The sequence below is a fragment of the Nostoc sp. C057 genome (assembly GCF_013393925.1).
Taxonomy (GTDB): domain Bacteria; phylum Cyanobacteriota; class Cyanobacteriia; order Cyanobacteriales; family Nostocaceae; genus Nostoc; species Nostoc muscorum_A.
On record NZ_CP040281.1, the window covers coordinates 485,964 to 503,178 of the forward strand.

The following is a 17,215-nucleotide window of genomic DNA, read 5'->3' on the forward strand; positions in this document are numbered from 1 at the left end:
CGATCGCCTACCTGCCCACCGTAGGCTCACGCCCCAGGCATATCTCACATTTCCTCGCTTGTGTTCTGGCAAGCGCTTTCGCTTTTAATAAGTATTTATACGTGTTAAGGCAAATATTGGCTTGTCTTTGACATTAAGTGAATGCCAATGTATTTTAGTGTAGCGATCGCACTTAGATCGGAATTGTTAAGCTTTCAGTCTTGTTTGGATAATTTTCGATACATTACCGCAAATGCGCTGATACTTTATTTTCCCCTCTTCATAAATTCCGCAAAAACACCGTTACGCTATTTGTACTTGTGATCAAAACTAAGAACATCCAGTTTATTAGGGCGTGTTTATGACCAACCCTGTAACGACGGTTATCCAAGTCAATCTGGAGATGGCTCTAGAGGTAGCTCAAGAATTGGAGCAAGCTCCATACACTCAACTCGGTGCTTATTGTTTAGAGATTTTACGGGAAATAGGATGTCCTGGTACCGAACTCCCAGTTAACTTACAAACTCGCGATCAGCAACTAAACTTTATCACAGGCTTTGCATCTTATGCTTTTGGGGAGGTACAAAGTGTACAGAGCATTAATTGAAGACATTTTCTACGATCCCGAAGAGACAGAAGAGATAGAAGAGACTACTTTTCCCGCCACAGATAAAGATTTGTTGATTTTAACAGAAAGATTTTTAGCGTTTGAAATTCCTTCAAAGGTTTTCTTACAAGCTATAGCCATTGCTGATTATGACGGTGCTGCTGCTTTCCGCTACGTTGATAGTTATTTGAATACTCTCAAGAATAAGAATAAGCGCAAGCATAAAAAATTACTTGTTTTAGGTGCTTCTACTAGGTTTGATAATAATTGACGTGTTTCTTTACAAGCTAACTAACAACCAATACGATCTAGATCACATAATTTGCCCAACCGATGCAGAGACGTTGCATTGCAATGTCTCTGCATACATTTGTTACAGACCGATAAGAAAAAACAATTAGAATTTATCTACTCAGCTGTTACGCATATAAGAAAGCACATCAACTGGTGAGGTTGTCCTTTGTCATTTGTCCTTGGTAATACACAAATGACTAATGACTAATGACGGTCTACACCGAAAATAGTGCAATATGTAGGCGCGTTAGCTTAGACAAACTTGTTCATAGCTTTTACCAGCGATATCCCAAGTAAAATCTGTTTCTACCAGATGTCTACCGTTATGAGACAATTCTGCACGCAGATGTGGTTGATCGAAGAGTTGACTAATAGCGGTGATGTACTCCTTTGGTGTATTTGCTCGTAATGCCCGTAATGGATGACTAACGCCATCTACAGCTAATCCTTCTAAGCCGCGATCGCTAGCTACTATAGGTACACCAGCTGCCATTGCTTCTAAAGTTTTATTTTTAATGCCAAACCCAGTTCGCATGGGTACAACACAGATGGTACATTTATGCAAGTATTCTACCATTGAAGGCACACGCCCAATTACATTAATTCCTGGTTTTTGATCGAGTGCTAAAACTTCTGGCACTGGATGAGAACCGACGATATCGAAAATTGTATCAGGATAAAGTTTTTGGATTGCTGGCAAGACTTCGTTGCTGAAGAAGCAGACAGCATCAATGTTTGCCAAATTATCCATTGCGCCGATAAAAATTAAGCGATGTCCTCCTGGATCGGTGCTACGGTTGGGGAAAGAAACTAAATCTACACCATTGGGAATAACTGTAATTTCACTATTGGGGTTAAATTCTTGTAGTTGAATTTTATCTTCTTCTGTTGTCGCTACAATTGCCGAAAACTTACCACAGTAATTTTGCTCATAACGCCGCAGAAGCGGTAGATTAATTTTGTCTCTCAGGGAATTTTCTGAAATGCCTGTGGTTAGTTGGTTGCGACAGGTAGCGTAAACAGAACTATGAACATTCACTATGGTTTTTAGCTGTTTCTGAAAATGCGTAGGCGTAGCCCGTCGTAGACATCGCACATAAATTTCATTGACGCTATGTTCGCAGGTAATTACATCACATTTCCCTGCTTCCACCCAGTTATCAACCCATCTTTGCATCTCAAGTGAGTAGCGGTTAAGTACGCTTGGCGGTGTCCCTTGTTGCAAAAATCGACCAAATCGCTGTATCTTCTTCAATACTCCAGTGGTTCCAGAATCTAAAGGGCGTTCAAAAATGGCTAGATGATCCACATAATTGCCTAATTCTGCTACTTCTGCGTCGGTAACATCGCCCTCGCGTTGAGTAGCGAGGGTGACAGTATGGCGTTGACTCAGGTATTTAAGTAAATGAAATGTCCTGACTTGGGTTCCCCCGCGCGTTGGTGGGTAAGGAAAGGTAGAAGATAGCATTAAGATATTCATATTAAGTTATGAATCAAATGTGATATGTACACCATGACCTCATTGGAGGCTGTATGTCATCATTTGATTTACAATAGCTTTCAAATCAATATAGACAGTGCGTAGACCTCTCTTTAAATCCAGAACTATGCCGGAAACTGTGAAAATTTTAGTTTAAATTCAGATGGATGGACAGGTGAACCGAAAAGTTCTACAATCTGACTGATTGTGGTAAAGTTACCTATTGCCCAATCCACATAACCATAGTAAAGATTTTCTAGTGATCCGGTTTGATTGCGGAAGCACTAAATTAAGATAAGAAAGTCTTGAGTAAGGGGCAGCAAACAAATGGATGTAAAGCTGATTCTAGCTGGATTAACAGTTATCTTCACGCTTTCGTGCTTATTCTTTGGCACGAAAAACGGATTCTATGATTCAGATAACTATCACGGCAATGGTTCCGCACATTGAAATAAATCTGTAGTGGCTTGGGCGACTTTCCGTAGGGTAAGTTTGCTAACAGCGCTCAGAAGTTGCAAAGGTAAAACACACAAGAGGCAAACTCCTTTAGCTCCTAGTTTGATGGCTTTTCATTAGCCCACCTTTCCGAACCAGTGCGGGTTCGGCTGAGGCGTCCTCCCCAATCAAAAATCTGTATTCTCAGGGTGTAGGGGCGCACGCGAAAACTTACCCCTAAGTCACAAAACCAAAAGTTGTGTAACGTAACTTTTGGCTTTTGGGATATGTCCATGATGATGAGGTTGGAGGGGAGGACAGTATGAGGGATAATCTGTCGGCATCTTCTAGCGTAGATGCTGCGGAACTGGGTACTGAATTAGAATGTTTGCCCTATAGTGTCCAGCATCACGATGAGGGCGTTTGTTTATTGGTAAAGATGGGGCCACACCGCATCCTGTTAGACTGTGGTATGGAAGATATTTCATCGCTGGCTAAGGGGCTTACTAAGTCGGAACGTGCATCTAGTCCGCCCCTACCAGCAGATTTAGTTTTGATTAGCCACGCCCACCCAGATCACTCCAGAGGCTTGCTGGCACTACATAAAGCTTTTCCTAAGTTACCTATCTATGGTAGCGAAGTAACCAGCAAGTTACTGCCACTGAATTGGCTAGACCAAGATGCTGAGGAAATTTCCAAATTTTGTCATGCTTTGCCGTTGCGATCGCCTGTGGAATTTCAAGATGGTTTAGTCGCAGAATTATTTCCCGCCGGGCATCTACCAGGGGCAGTGGCCATTCTCCTTACCTACACCACCAAGCAGCGTACTTACAAATTACTCTATACAGGGGATTTTTTCTTATCAAATTCCCGGTTGGTAGAAGGTTTGCGTTTAGAAGAATTGCGGGGCTTAGACTTGGATGTGCTAATCATTGAAGGCAGTTATGGCACATCCCGTCATCCTCACCGCCGCAACCAGGAAAATCAACTAGCAGAGCGAATTAATCGGGCGATCGCTGACCATTGTTCTGTAATCCTTCCCACTCCTGCTTTAGGATTGGGTCAAGAAATGCTAATGCTGTTACGCTCTCATCACCACTTCACCGGAAGAGATTTAGATATCTGGGTGGATGGTGCTGTCGCTACTGGCTGCGATGCTTACCTAGAACTGTTACCCCATCTCCCTCCATCTGTGCAAAACTTCGCCCGCCATCAACCCTTATTTTGGGATGAACGGGTACGTCCTCGCGTGCGTCGTTTACAAGCAGAACATCGTCCCACAGTGGGTAAGTCACCTTGTATAGTCCTCACCGACTCTACATCTGATTTAGGCAAACACTGCCAACTAGACACCGGACCTTGGCTGATCCTTCTTCCAGAAAAAATTGATATAAAAGTTAATAAAGAATATTTAGCACCCACTACTGTTGAAAGCTATCTATTAGCGCAACATAGTGATGGCCCTGGTACTACGCAGCTAATTCATAATTTGCGACCCCAGCATGTCATTTTTGTCCACGGTTCTCCTGCTTACTTAGCAGACCTGACTAGCTTGGAAGAGTTGCAAAACCGCTACCATATACATTCTCCGGCGGCTAACACCTTAGTAGAACTGCCTATCGGCGACACATTCTTACAACCAGCAGCACCAGAGACTAACTACGAAGGCGAACTGACAGAGTTGGGAACAGTAATCACAATTACCCTACCCAATATGATTACTGCCGATCCGCGTTGGCGGCAATTTGCCGATACTGGTTTAATCGAAGCTCGTTGGCAAGGGGAAGAACTAGTCTTAAGGGGATTGTCTCAACGAGAACTTCTTAGCCAAAATAGCGATCGCTATACATGGACGGATGTCGACTGTTGTGGTACTTGCCGACATCAAAGGGGACAGAGGTGTTGGAACCCAGCTTCGCCGTTGTATAACTTTAAGGTAACTCTCGAAGGTTACTGTCCTGCTTTTGAAGGTTTATCTAGTGCTGAGTCCTGAGTTAGGATTTATGACTTAGAACTCGGCACTAGGCACCAGTGGCTTTTCGCTTGATGCTAGGCTCTCCCTTTGGGGTAAGGGGAGAGCCTAGCGAATCAGCTGGCAGAATCAGAAACCAGTCACCTCTAACGAGAAACCTGTTTTTAGTACTGGCTCCTCAACACTGATTATTCTGGATTCGAGTCAGTGTAACGGTTGTGGATGCGTTCAGCTTCGGGACAGTCTTCAGTCATCAGGGGTTCCACATTTCCGCGTGGCACTGAAGCCAGTTTTTGCGTTACAGCACCAATGCTCTCGAGGCGAACCATTTCTTCCCAAGAACAAACTTCGTCCTCTTCTTCTGTTTCATAGCGTAGGGTCACTAAATCTCCCTCTATGTCGATGATGCGGGCGCGTTCAATCCAGCGTTGCTGGTCCCGCAAGAAAACACATACCTCGCGCCCATCGCAACAGAGTTGATAAATCTTGCGGTGTAGCATGTACTGTTTCTGCCTTTTTAAACAACGTAGTTAAACCTGTCAAAATCTGGGTTCTACCCCATTACATTACACCTTTGGGAGGCTAATTTCACCGTTGAGAACAAGTACGCTTTATCACTCAATGCCAAAATTTGCCTGTAGTTGTCAAAATATTGGGAAATATTGGGCAATAAATCATGAGTTGCTCTGGCAATGAATTCAATCTCCTTTCAGATTATTCTAAGGAACGTCTGCTTCATAGAAGTCAAACAATTCGGAATCTGTCCTAATCAGGTTCATATTTCTTGGTGAGTCATTCTTACCATTATGTAATAAATAATACTCCAAAACAATCGTTGATTGCGGTTGTTTAATCTGCCTACTTTTACTCATTGGCATTGCTGGGAAGTCCGGGGACTCGGCTTTACTTTTACCCACTTGTATCTGATCTTAACTCATTCTCTTGCTGACCTTGATGGTTTTCAGCAACAACACCCAAAGAGTTTTGAATTTTTAAGGTTTTTTGCCTGATGATGGGTAAAAAAAGGGCAAGAGAATGGAATAGTGAGCATAAATACTTGCAACAAGCTTTCCTCGGTTCCTCTGGTTTTTTTAGAGGATCAGGAAGATTTATGTGGTAGGGGAAATTCTATAAGCAAGTTCGATGAGGATGCTTCTCGTTTAATTCTGCCTGCACGAACTGCGTCATATAGGGCTGCAAGGTCTGGCAAATCCTCTGACTGATAGCATTTAGTAGCTAGCACTTGCTGGAGTAAACCCTCAGATTCAACACTAAGATATCCAGTTTGGAAAGCAGATTCAACGATTGTGCGAATCATCTTGGTTAGGACAGAGTAAACAATTTGTTACATCAAGTGTGGAACATTTTTTTCTGCGACTGGTTGATATGGAACATGAATATTATGTGATTATAGTTACACGTAAACAGTGATCCGTATCACAGAAATCGTATTAAATATAAGATTTAGATGAGACTAATCGGGGTATACGGTGAGATTTTAATACAAAGATATTTAGCATTAATCTTGGTAAGCTAAATAGTTTGAATATTAAAATGTAGTGAAACATAAGCAATCAAGCAAAAAACTGGCGGAAATCTTCATCCTTTTGGCTTAATTGCACCCAGTCTAAGTTTAGGGACTGGAATTTTTGCACCAAGCGATCGCAAGCTGGACGTTCGGTAGCATAATGTCCCGCATCTATTAAAATGAGATTGCGTTGGCGCAGCCCGCCGTAGGCATCGCGGCTTTCTTGAAACTGATGAAACTTACAGTCAGAAGTCAGATAAGCTTGGGCACCAGTTTTGGCAACGGCTGAAATATAACCAGCCCCCGAACCACCCAAAACAGCAACTCGTGAAATTATTTGCTGTAAGTCATCAGTTGGGGAAAAAATCAAATTAGGGGGAGCAAGCCGGGTTTGAATAGCTGCGAGTAATTCCTGTAGTGTCAAAGATGGCTCTAGCAAACCAACACGACCATATCCTAATCCTGCTTGTGTTGGTACTATGGGAGTCACTTGCTTGAGTTCTAAAATTTGAGCTAATACATCAGCTGTACCATCCTGCACTTGGTCGAAATTGGTGTGAGCGCTGTAAATACCAATTTTGTGGGTAAAAGCTAACCGTACCATTTCTGCGATCGCTTCACCAGTGCGTAAAGATTTGAGAGGATTAAAAATCAAGGGATGATGGGCGAATATCAGATTAGCATTTTCTGCGATCGCTTCTTGCATTACTGCCAAAGTCGGTGTCAAACAAACCAAAACCCGTACTTTTTCCTGCAACACTCCTGGTTCAATCTGCCAGCCGCAATTATCCCAGCTTTCACACCAAGCGGGATTTACCCATGTTTCAAACCAAGTAATTAAATCAACAATTTTCATAATTATTTTCTTCAGCAATTTTTAATTGCTAATCATGCTAATCAGTGTTTCTGTGGTTGAATATTTAATTTTAATGCTAATTCCTGGCGCATTTCTTGAAAAGGTTTGTTCCATACTGGGCTAGCATTCCAGTTCCACACTGCTACTGGGATAAGTTGCTCTTCAGCTAGATAAGTGAGTAGACGATATTCGTCTTCTGGTTCACGAGAAAAAGTGAAGGGATTCCGGTAGCCTGTATCACATAGTTTATAAGATACGACTTGACCATGATTAATCCGTTGTACAAGTTCTTTACCTTTGGCGAGTAAATAATCCAAAAAAACTAGACTAAAAGGCTCTATGTATGCGCGTTTTTGTGGTTCTTTTTGTACCCACCTCGCCCACTCAAACCCATACATGAAATCGTGAACATAACGAAAGCGAATTTCTGTTTTAGTTCCGAACATTTCTATCAGAGAAACCATCTTTTTAGCAAAAATTTTGAGAAAAGGAATAGCGCCCTCATTTGCTACTAAAGCCTGCCTAAGCATACTACTAACCAGAAAATCAAAATCCCAAAATATGTTTTCTGGGAAGTTTTGTAACTGGGTACAGACTATGATTTCGAGAGTTTGCTGAAGATTTGTAAGAAGTTCAATATCAGTGTTTTGCTCAGTAATTAAATTTTCCAACTCAGTAAAGCTGGTAATTAGTTTCTTTTGGGGATTAAGTGATAATAAATTAATAGACTGTTGGGCAAGGATTTCATCAATATATTGGAAAGTATGAGTTGGTGTCAGTTCTTGCTTCATAGTAATTGAAATAACCCAAACAGCTTACACTAATTATTAGTGTATATCGAAATAAGTAAATTATTAAATAAGGAAAAACAAACTTAACTTTTAAGTTAACAAATTGACACCAATTATTTAATATAATATGTCTAATTAATTCCGCATCAATAATTTTGCAATGAAAATTATAGGATTATTATTTGATTTCTGAAAAAATTAGGTATTTAGGGGGTGTCTTAGAACGGAGTTCCTAACGCATCATTATCGAAGGTTGGGTGCATTACTACGTATCTTTTCAGAAATCAAACCGGATTCCTGTATCACGACGAAATTTGTTTAATGTATATTACCGCAAGTTTATGAAATTATATCCAAAGGGCAGGTAGAATAACTAGAGTATTTAAACTCTACAAAACTCAACCTTAAATCAAACTTGAAAATCAGCTATCCAGAAATGTGGATAACCAATTCTCTTAAATGACTGTGCTGGCGATGTTCCCAAATATAAATTCCCTGCCAAGTTCCCAGTACTAGATGACCTCGATTAATGGGGATTTGTTCAGAAGTGTGGGTAAGTGCAGTACGAATGTGTGCTGGCATATCATCGGGGCCTTCTGCATCGTGGATATATTTGCCTGATTCTGGGACAAGTTTTGCCATAAAATTGGCTAAATCCACAAGAACATCAGGATCGGCATTTTCTTGAATAACTAAACTGGCTGAAGTGTGGCGCAAAAATAAAGTACAAAGACCAGTTTCAACCCCCGATTCTGCGACTGCGGCTTCAATTTTAGCGGTGATATTGTAAAAAGATTTGGCAGTAGTGGAAATTTTTAGTAACTTTTGGTAGTGAGTCATTTAAAACAGTAATGATTGATGAGAGTAAAAGCTAATTAGCCGTTCAATCTGCTTGATGTTATGTTGTGTTATCGTTGCTTTATCGTTAGATAGAGTATATCTTCTCTTAAAAAGGCTTAACACCGAAATCTTTGAGCAAATCGCGGATGATCGGTGTAGCAAGAAGATTGTGAGACAATGTAATGTTATCTAGGTTTGACCCTGGCAATTCTAAACTCTCTTTAGAGGATGTTATATTGTCTTGGTTAATATTCATATATTAATTTATACTGTTTTGAATAACTTTATTTCGTCTGTAAATAATTTAGAACCGCTTTAGCGATCGCTTCATTACCATCCTTAGCAATTAGCTGGGATTGCTTTGGTAGTTGGGGTAACTGATACAGAAAGTCCCAAGTCCCTTGAAAAAACTCAGATGGGGTGATGATTTGATGCTGGTTATAATTTGTTATACCTTCTAGTAGAAAACTTGCTTCGGCAAAGTCCTCACGGGGAATAGTAACAATAGGTACTCCCAAGAGTGTAGCTTCAGCAAAAGTACTGTAGCCAGGTTTAGAGACGACTCGCCCACAAATAGGCATAAAATCTACTGGGCGGTATTTACGGTCATTAATTTTCACTAAATTAGGTAAATCAGGCGCAGATTGATCAAAGACGATAAATTGCCAATCTGGAAAATGCCGCAGGTTATCGTAGGGAATTTGCTGCAAACCCAAGCCGCCAAAGGTCAACAAAATAGTTTTTTCGATAGGTGCAGTTATTCCCCAAAGAGAACGTAAATCATCAGCAGAGTAATGGGGGGAACCACCTGTTAGCCCGACATCTGTGATATTGTTGAAAGCTTGCATCGGTTCGTGGAAAGGGAGACGAAATAAGCGATCGCACTTTGAGTACCAATCACTAATCCAATCTGCAATTGCTGTAAATTCCCCTCCCCAATCTCGGTAGATAAAGTCCCAGCCAAAGTTACTCATCATCCAGCAAGGGATATTTGCACCTTTGGCAAACCCAGGAGTCAAAAAGGGAATATCTGCCAAAATGAGATGAACGCGATTTTGGCGGATAAAATTAACTTCTGAGGCAATCAGCGAATTTTGATGTTTCTTAATATCCAGCAATTTTTCTAAAGTCGCTACTTTATCCATTGTCAAACTATCGGTTTGCACCACACCCAAATCAAATGCACGGGGACGATAGATGAAATCGCCTTCTATATAGCACTCTAGCAACCAGCGCGGGGCAGTGGTAACAATAATTAGCAAAATTTCTGGACATAATTTTTGAATTGTTGCAGCGACGGAAGCCATGCGTGTAGCATGTCCAAAGCCGTGGTTAGTGATGGCTAAGTATAAGATTGGGCGTTCCATTTAAAAGATAGGAAGTAGTAGTGAGGAGTTATACGTCTGTATGAAGCTGCGTCAAATTATATGAGCAAAGTACACAAAGGACGAAAGAAAATTTGGTGTAGCCTTACAAAGAATTGGTATTATGAGTTAGAACTTAAAATTGTAATTACTAGACTGATAACTCTAGGACTTACGCAAAATTTACGGAATAACGAACCACAGAGGCTCAGAGGGCACGGAGAAATAAGAGTTTGAGAGATATTTTGCATAGGTCCTAAACTCATAACTCCTAATTTTTAACTCATTTTGCAAAAACTTTGAATAGCCTCAACTAATTGGTCGATTTCTGATTCTAAAGTCAGGTAATGGATGGTGGCACGTATACAGCTAGGATCGGCAATTGTTCTAGTTAATATATTTTGTGAGTCTAGAAATTGTACTAACTTGAGATTAGCTTGGGGCTGATTATTTACAAGTTGGAACGAGACTATACCGCTTTCGGGTGGGGATGTTCGCAAACATTTAACTTCGGGTAACGCTACTAAGCGCTGCCAAAGATAGCCATTGTTTTGGCAAATTTGCTCGTAACGCTCCTGTGAAGTTCCCCATTGCTGATGAATTGCGATCGCTTCCTTTAACCCAACATACAACGGATAAGCTAATGTAGACACTTCATACCGTCGCCCATCGGGAAGCCAGTCCACAGGCTGAGATTGACTATCTACAACAATGCCATTCAAGCCAATAAACGTAGGCTTCAGGCTTTCTCGTGCTTCTGGACGGACATACAAACCACCAGCACCCGCAGGGCCACATAACCATTTGTGACCAGTGAAAGCATAAAAATCTACACCCAATTCTGTTAAGTTTAAAGGCAATAAACCAACAGATTGGGCAGCATCTATCAACAAGAAAGAATTATTATTTCTGCATACTTCGGCAATTTTATCAAGTGGTAAAACTTGACCAGTATTCCAGAAAACATGACTTAATATTACAAGACGGGTATTAGGACGTAAGTGCTGGGCAATAACTTGTACAGGATCGCCCTCATTTAAAGTCGCCTTCAGAGGACAGGTGGTAACTTCTACCGCAAATCTCCGCGCAATTTCCTGTGTGGTGGCAATCACGCCTGGATGTTCGCAGTCTGAGAGCAGTATATGGTCGCCAGAATGCCAGTCAATGCCCCACATAGCGATATTACAGCCAACTGTGACATTCTGGGTAAGGCTAATTGTTTCACTTGGTGCATTTAACTCCGAAGCGATCGCAACTCTAGCGGCTTGAGTCTGCGGCGCTATCCAGCGATACGCCTCATTACCAAAGGGGCCTATTTGCTGAACATAAGCCTGAGTTTCGGTCATAGCATCCATTGCCCTTTGGGGCATTGGCCCTTGTCCCCCATAATTGAAATAAGTCTTATTGGCTAAAGCGGGAAATTGCTCTCGATGGCTTTGCAGCTTGGTTTGGGAGACAGAAAGACTAGTCATAATTTCTAAGGGATATCTGTTGTTTACAGGCTATTGATACTTAGTAGCAATGGTAAAAATAGGGATGAGATTAATTTAAGCGATCGCAGCCAAATCTTATCTTGTAATCAGTAACGATAAATGCTCTTTGACTTTTTTTCCTAAATTCTGCGCTGTTTGAGGCGTAATTAGATGGTGTTTGAATTCTGATGCATGAAGCCACGGGGTACTTTGGCGATCAGGATCAGACTCATAGCGTGGGAAGAGATGCCAATGAATATGTGGTTCACTATTGCCATAACAGGCATAATTCATTTTCCACGGACTAAAAGCATTAACGATCGCTTGTCCTGCCAGCATCACCTCTTGAAATAAGGCAGACTGGATAGGTGGAGCAAGTTCATGCAACTCTCTAATATGTTTTTTTTGAAGAATCAGGGAGTATCCGCAATGAAATTGATGATCGCCAATCACAAAGATTGAATGCTCAAATTCATGGATGAAGTAAGGATTTTTACCGCTTCTCCAGAGTGTGACACGCTCACAGATGAGGCATGGCTCATGTTGTTCTGTCATATACCCTTGTAATGATGGATAAAACTTGATTTTGTTATTCTCCCTTATCTATCACCCAAGAAAAACGCAAATATTTAGCTGTTGACTGTATAGAATAAACGGCAAATCAGGTTGAGAAGCATTGGCGTAGCCCACCGTACCCCATAGGGGAAGCAAGCTACGCGTAGCGTCTGTCTACGACACGCTGCGCGAACGTAGAGAAGGTATCGCCACTTGCAAACTTTAGTTGTCTAAGTTACTTCCACATAATACTAATTCTTGTTAACTTAAAAGAATGCTAATTAATGCTGAACTCCTACTGCAATACCAACGCTGTAAACGCCGAACTTTTCTAGATATCCACGGTGACAAAAGTCAGCGCGATGCACCCAACGAGTTGCTGCGGAAACTGCAACAAGACAAAATCGCTCATCAGCTAAGTGCTTTGGCACAGATGACCTACCACCAACCAGATTATTCTTATGGAAACTGGGAAAAGGCAGAGAAGGCAACTTTAGAATTGATGGAGCGTGGCGTTGAGTATATTTATAAAGGAGTCCTGTTAGCAAATTATTCTGACGAATATACCCTGCTAAGTCGCCCAAATTTACTTGTGAAACAGCCAGGAAAGTCTCATTTTGGAGATTGGATGTATGTCCCAGCTAGTATTGAACTAGGTAAGCGCCCTAAGCAAGAATATCAGGTTGTCGCTGCATTTCATACTCAAGTCTTGGCAACAGTGCAGGGAGTTGTACCAGATACTGCTTTGCTGATATTGCGAACGAAAAACAGCAACTATACGGTGGATTTGTTCAAATGGATTCCACGGATGCAGCAAATTCTAGAGGAGTTTATTGAAGTTTTAGAGTTACCGAATCCGCCAGAGGTGTTTATTTCTCGGCAAAAGTGCAATTTTTGCCATTGGTATAGTCAATGTTATGCGATCGCTCAATCTGAAAAACATCTCTCATTATTACCAGGCGTAACACCTCTTCGCTACACTCAACTCCAAGACGTAGCCATCACCACACTAGAATCTCTTGCTAATACCAGTCCCAGTACCTTAGAAAATCTAGTTGGTTTCGACCCGAAAGTAGCACCCAAGCTAGTAGTGCAAGCTCAATCTGCATTGGAAAAACGACCCCTAGTTTTACCTTACCCACTACCAATAGAAGATATTACATTCACAGCACCCATAGAGCTTTACTTTGATATTGAGGCACAGCCAGACTTAGATTTAAATTATCTTTTGGGGGTTTTAGTCGTTGATAGACTTGCCAATACAGAACAGTTTTATTCGTTTTTAGCAGATAAACCAGAAGACGAAGAGTTAGTTTGGCAGCAATTTTTGGATTTAGTTTGGCAATATCCCGAAGCGCCAATTTATCATTTTTGTGTCTACGAGTTTGATACAGTCAAACGCCTAGCAAAGCTTTACAACACTCCCTACGCCTCAGTGCGCCCTGTACTGAATCGATTTGTGGATGTGTATGAACAATTAACCCAAAGTGTAGCATTACCTGTAGAAAGTTATGCCCTCAAAGCGATCGCGCGTTGGTTAGGATTTGAGTGGCGGGAAAAAGAAGCTAGTGGTGCCAAATGTATTTACTGGTACGATCAGTGGCTAGAAACAGGCGATCGCACCTTACTAGAAATTATCCAAAGCTACAACGAAGATGACTGCCGCGCTACCCACAGAGTAAAAGACTGGCTTGTAAACTTTTTTCAGGACGAATATGGTTTGCGACTAGCTTAAGTGATTTCGCATTTTATAAAGGTTTTCAATTTGTTGAAATATACCTTATTTTTAGCAGCGCACAGATATGTAGCGCTATATTCTTCAGCGTGATATCTTATTTGTAATTTTACATCCTAGCAAAAAACTCTATGCAGCTAATTAAGAAAACCTTCGTAATTCCACGAATTATTTACTTATTTATCCCGATTCTAATTATCAGTTTTTTATTAACAAAATTACCATTAAGTGCTGTTGAAGTTAGTAGCATAGAGTTTATCGGTGAAGCTACTTTACCGAAAGGTTTAATCTTTAAGAAAACTGAGGTTGGAGGTTTATCTGGAATTACTTATGATGCAAAGAACAATCTTTATTATGCTATTTCTGATGACCGTGGACAAAAGGCTGCTGCCCGTTTCTACACCCTAAAAATAGATTTAAGCAAGGGTTCTCTAAAAAAGAGTGGAGTTATTCCTGTAAATGTTACCACATTATTAAATGAAAACGATCAAACATTTCGCCCCAGTGAAACTGATACAGAAGGTATTGCATTAACTAATAAATCAACTATATTTATTTCTTCTGAAGGCGACGCTGCAAAACTAATTAATCCTTTTATTAAAGAATTCTCACTATCTTCTGGTAAAGAAATTACAACACTTCCCATCCCAAACAAATTTTTGCCAGATAAAGCTGGTAAACAAGGTATCCGCAACAATTTGGCTTTTGAAAGCCTCACCATCACACCTGATAAAAAGAATCTATTTACAGCCAGCGAAAATGCTCTCATTCAAGATGGTGTTGCCGCGAAACCTAACATCGGTAGTCCTTGCCGAATTTTGCAATACAACTTACTCAACGGCCAGCCAGAAAAGGAGTTTCTTTACCAGACAGAACCAGTTTCACCCTTTTTGAATCTGACTGGCAAATTTGCTAGTGGATTACCTGATTTACTTGCTCTCGATAATCAAGGGCATTTCCTAAGTTTAGAAAGGTCTTTTACTGGTTTAGGATTTGCTATTTCCCTGTTTCAGGTTTCTTTAGAACAAGCTGATGATATTCATCACATCGATAGTCTTTTAGCAATTGACTCCAAAAATATTAAACCAGTTCAGAAAAAACTACTGTTAGATTTGAGAACCCTAGATGTACTGCTAGACAACATCGAAGGCTTAACTCTTGGCCCTAAACTACCCGATGGTCAACAATCATTAATTCTTGTGAGTGATAACAATTTTAACTCACTACAACGTACCCAGATACTAGCCTTTAAAATGAAAATTGAAACACCACTGATCAGATTATTACGCCGTTTACTGCCGAATCTCAATCATTAACTTTACACAACCATCCCGCCTTTACTGCTATTTAGTTATTTCTGCTTATTCCTGTGTATTCACGGAATCTACTAGGTAACTTTATCTAGCCTATTCTTAGTTTACGTGTAATTTCTCAACCGTATTCCTTAATAAATATGTTACATAATGTTTAAGAAATTTTGCAGGCAGATTAACCGTAATGGCCGTATATTATTAATTTCCGACAAATTCTGATATTTTTAGATTTAAATTTAGTACTTAACTAGACTGATTAAACTAATTTGCCAAAAATATTTTTCATAAATGATTTTTATGCCACAAAAAAAAATTGAGAATATGGTAGGGCAAAAAGCAGAATTAGACGATTATATCGGACAATTTTTAAATAATCGCTATTTAATCAGAGATTTGATCGGCAAAGGGGGGATGGGGAGAGTTTATTTAGCAGAAGATACTGCTAAAGGTGGTATGCCGATCGCAATCAAAATTTTATCACTCAGTTTGGCGAATCAGCAAATGTCCCAACGCTTTGCCAGAGAGATTTTTATTGGCGCTCAATTGGGTCGTAAAAGTAAACATATTGTTCGCATCTTAAGTTATGGCGTTACTGACGATAAAACCCCCTATTATGTAATGGAATACCTCCAAGGAAAAAATCTCAAACAAATCCTCAAAATTCAACCCTTAACAATATCGAAATTTTTGGAGATTTGTAATCAGATTTGTTTAGGCTTACAATGTGCCCATCAAGGTATTAGCCTCAAAGGAGAGATTTATCCTATTGTTCATAGAGATATAAAACCCGAAAATATATTTCTTAGTGAAGATAGTAAAGAAGGAGAAATTGTTAAAATACTCGATTTTGGCATCGCTAAATTTTTAACAGAACGAAGTGGGATGACCCTGACAGATTCTTTTATTGGCAGTTTACCTTACTGTTCTCCAGAACACATGGAAGGGCGCAAATTGCTAGATGTGCGCTCCGATATTTACAGTTTGGGAGTATTAATGTTTGAGATGCTAACAGGAAAACATCCATTTCAGACAAAAAGTAACTCCTTTGGTACTTGGTATCAAGCGCATCGCTTTCAAATGCCACCTACAGTTGAAGAAGTGAATCCGCAAGTCAAAGTACCGCAGATATTAGAAAAACTATTGATGAGTTGTTTAGCGAAAGAAGTAAGCGATCGTCCGCAAAATATCAACCAAATATTAGAAGGTTTAGAAAAGGTTAATAGTCAGATTAATGATGTTATTGCTAAGAATAGTAGTGACATTCTTAAAGCCTCACTTCCAGTTCAATTAGTACCGGCAACATTCTTGTCAGAACAAGAATGTTTGCAGAAAAATTGGCCTAAGAACAAACCAATTGGTGCAATTGGTTTTCCCCATTTATTACAAACTCCTCAAAGACCTATACCAACTTTTTGGGCAATGTTGCCCAAACAAGAGATTGCAAAATTTTTGAATAAAGTACACAGCACTGAATTTATTAGTAAAATTAATGTATATCCGATGTTGTTGTGGGTAACAGTCCTATACGATGCCCAGCCTTCTATGACTAAGTGGCTACCTTATTTTCTAGATTTGAAAGATAATAAAGGGCAGAATATAGCACGTAGTTTAGCAGAGGTAGGCTACTATCATCTACTATTTTTTACCCTAGAAGAGCCAAATCGTTGCTCTCATGTAACAACCTTAAGTCTCACAGCTAATCAGCGTCAGCAACTTGTAGACTGGTTAGATATGAGTCAACGGTCAAATGAATTAATTTTGTCTAATCAAGCTAAAAATCTTCTAAAAACAGAGTACGAAAAATTAAAATTAGACATTTTACAAAAGTTAGCCGCAGATCATAAAGCTGAGAAAGAAGGGTTAAAAAATTGGATGGATAAATTCTTGGAGATTTTTTTTAAACTTTTATCGCGTTCTTAAAAGTGCGTAATTAAAATACTTGCCTACCATTACTTAGTTATATTTTTATGTGTGTATTACTAACTTTAAATAGA

General features: G+C 40.1%; 15 protein-coding genes. 6 read left to right on the forward strand and 9 right to left on the reverse strand.

The annotated features are described in order from the left end of the window. Positions 1-340 precede the first annotated feature (340 nt). A complete protein-coding gene (locus FD724_RS01995; protein ID WP_012408119.1) occupies positions 341-586 on the forward strand; it encodes a hypothetical protein in 246 nt (81 codons plus the stop codon). After that, positions 567-857: a hypothetical protein gene (locus tag FD724_RS02000; protein ID WP_163932549.1), complete on the forward strand. Its 291-nt coding sequence runs from the start codon at positions 567-569 to the stop codon at positions 855-857. The genes FD724_RS01995 and FD724_RS02000 overlap by 20 nt, the downstream gene beginning before the upstream one ends. Positions 858-1,127: 270 nt before the next feature. On the opposite strand, the gene FD724_RS02005 is transcribed toward FD724_RS02000, so the two are convergent. Beyond that, a complete protein-coding gene (locus FD724_RS02005) occupies positions 1,128-2,360 on the reverse strand; it encodes a glycosyltransferase family 4 protein (RefSeq protein WP_179071411.1) in 1,233 nt (410 codons plus the stop codon). Positions 2,361-3,117: 757 nt separating this feature from the next. Between FD724_RS02005 and FD724_RS02010 the strand changes: the two genes are divergently transcribed. Beyond that, the gene (locus FD724_RS02010; RefSeq protein ID WP_114084137.1) at positions 3,118-4,788 is read left to right on the forward strand and encodes an MBL fold metallo-hydrolase; all 1,671 of its coding nucleotides are present in this window, start codon (positions 3,118-3,120) and stop codon (positions 4,786-4,788) included. A 167-nt stretch (positions 4,789-4,955) separates the two neighbouring features. Here FD724_RS02010 and FD724_RS02015 read toward each other — a convergent pair whose 3' ends face one another. From FD724_RS02015 to FD724_RS02050, 8 genes are all read right to left on the reverse strand, one after another. Further along, entirely contained in the window at positions 4,956-5,267 is a 312-nt protein-coding gene (locus tag FD724_RS02015) for a DUF6679 family protein (protein WP_012408115.1), read from the reverse strand. Between the two features lie 599 nt (positions 5,268-5,866). Continuing rightward, a complete protein-coding gene (locus FD724_RS02020) occupies positions 5,867-6,085 on the reverse strand; it encodes a hypothetical protein (protein WP_114084135.1) in 219 nt (72 codons plus the stop codon). Between the two features lie 256 nt (positions 6,086-6,341). Next, positions 6,342-7,151 (reverse strand): Nif3-like dinuclear metal center hexameric protein, encoded by an 810-nt coding sequence (locus FD724_RS02025; protein WP_179071412.1) that lies wholly within the window; start codon positions 7,149-7,151, stop codon positions 6,342-6,344. Between the two features lie 41 nt (positions 7,152-7,192). Further along, the gene (locus tag FD724_RS02030) at positions 7,193-7,942 is read right to left on the reverse strand and encodes a hypothetical protein (RefSeq protein ID WP_114084133.1); all 750 of its coding nucleotides are present in this window, start codon (positions 7,940-7,942) and stop codon (positions 7,193-7,195) included. Positions 7,943-8,368: 426 nt separating this feature from the next. Then, entirely contained in the window at positions 8,369-8,782 is a 414-nt protein-coding gene (locus FD724_RS02035) for a secondary thiamine-phosphate synthase enzyme YjbQ (protein ID WP_114084132.1), read from the reverse strand. Positions 8,783-9,066: 284 nt separating this feature from the next. Continuing rightward, positions 9,067-10,149 carry a glycosyl transferase gene (locus tag FD724_RS02040; RefSeq protein ID WP_179071413.1) on the reverse strand — a complete coding sequence of 361 codons (1,083 nt, stop codon included), beginning with the start codon at positions 10,147-10,149 and terminating at the stop codon, positions 9,067-9,069. Positions 10,150-10,424: 275 nt separating this feature from the next. Further along, a complete protein-coding gene (locus FD724_RS02045) occupies positions 10,425-11,618 on the reverse strand; it encodes an aminotransferase class V-fold PLP-dependent enzyme (protein WP_179071414.1) in 1,194 nt (397 codons plus the stop codon). 96 nt (positions 11,619-11,714) lie between these two features. Further along, the gene (locus FD724_RS02050; RefSeq protein ID WP_179071415.1) at positions 11,715-12,173 is read right to left on the reverse strand and encodes an HIT family protein; all 459 of its coding nucleotides are present in this window, start codon (positions 12,171-12,173) and stop codon (positions 11,715-11,717) included. Positions 12,174-12,447: 274 nt separating this feature from the next. Between FD724_RS02050 and FD724_RS02055 the strand changes: the two genes are divergently transcribed. From FD724_RS02055 to FD724_RS02065, 3 genes are all read left to right on the forward strand, one after another. Next, the gene (locus FD724_RS02055; protein WP_179071416.1) at positions 12,448-13,908 is read left to right on the forward strand and encodes a TM0106 family RecB-like putative nuclease; all 1,461 of its coding nucleotides are present in this window, start codon (positions 12,448-12,450) and stop codon (positions 13,906-13,908) included. Between the two features lie 131 nt (positions 13,909-14,039). Continuing rightward, on the forward strand, positions 14,040-15,224 hold the full coding sequence (locus FD724_RS02060) for an esterase-like activity of phytase family protein (protein WP_179071417.1): 1,185 nt from the start codon (positions 14,040-14,042) through the stop codon (positions 15,222-15,224). A 294-nt stretch (positions 15,225-15,518) separates the two neighbouring features. Then, on the forward strand, positions 15,519-17,141 hold the full coding sequence (locus FD724_RS02065; RefSeq protein WP_256874424.1) for a serine/threonine-protein kinase: 1,623 nt from the start codon (positions 15,519-15,521) through the stop codon (positions 17,139-17,141). The last annotated feature ends 74 nt before the right edge of the window (positions 17,142-17,215 follow it).

Excerpts from the sequence above, each read along its gene's own strand:
- FD724_RS01995 (WP_012408119.1), top strand. The coding sequence starts at position 341 with ATGACCAACCCTGTAACGACGGTTATCCAAGTCAATCTGGAGATGGCT.
- FD724_RS02005 (WP_179071411.1), bottom strand. The coding sequence starts at position 2,360 with ATGAATATCTTAATGCTATCTTCTACCTTTCCTTACCCACCAACGCGC.
- FD724_RS02010 (WP_114084137.1), top strand. The coding sequence starts at position 3,118 with ATGAGGGATAATCTGTCGGCATCTTCTAGCGTAGATGCTGCGGAACTG.
- FD724_RS02015 (WP_012408115.1), bottom strand. The coding sequence starts at position 5,267 with ATGCTACACCGCAAGATTTATCAACTCTGTTGCGATGGGCGCGAGGTA.
- FD724_RS02020 (WP_114084135.1), bottom strand. The coding sequence starts at position 6,085 with ATGATTCGCACAATCGTTGAATCTGCTTTCCAAACTGGATATCTTAGT.
- FD724_RS02025 (WP_179071412.1), bottom strand. The coding sequence starts at position 7,151 with ATGAAAATTGTTGATTTAATTACTTGGTTTGAAACATGGGTAAATCCC.
- FD724_RS02030 (WP_114084133.1), bottom strand. The coding sequence starts at position 7,942 with ATGAAGCAAGAACTGACACCAACTCATACTTTCCAATATATTGATGAA.
- FD724_RS02035 (WP_114084132.1), bottom strand. The coding sequence starts at position 8,782 with ATGACTCACTACCAAAAGTTACTAAAAATTTCCACTACTGCCAAATCT.
- FD724_RS02040 (WP_179071413.1), bottom strand. The coding sequence starts at position 10,149 with ATGGAACGCCCAATCTTATACTTAGCCATCACTAACCACGGCTTTGGA.
- FD724_RS02045 (WP_179071414.1), bottom strand. The coding sequence starts at position 11,618 with ATGACTAGTCTTTCTGTCTCCCAAACCAAGCTGCAAAGCCATCGAGAG.
- FD724_RS02050 (WP_179071415.1), bottom strand. The coding sequence starts at position 12,173 with ATGACAGAACAACATGAGCCATGCCTCATCTGTGAGCGTGTCACACTC.
- FD724_RS02055 (WP_179071416.1), top strand. The coding sequence starts at position 12,448 with ATGCTAATTAATGCTGAACTCCTACTGCAATACCAACGCTGTAAACGC.
- FD724_RS02060 (WP_179071417.1), top strand. The coding sequence starts at position 14,040 with ATGCAGCTAATTAAGAAAACCTTCGTAATTCCACGAATTATTTACTTA.
- FD724_RS02065 (WP_256874424.1), top strand. The coding sequence starts at position 15,519 with ATGCCACAAAAAAAAATTGAGAATATGGTAGGGCAAAAAGCAGAATTA.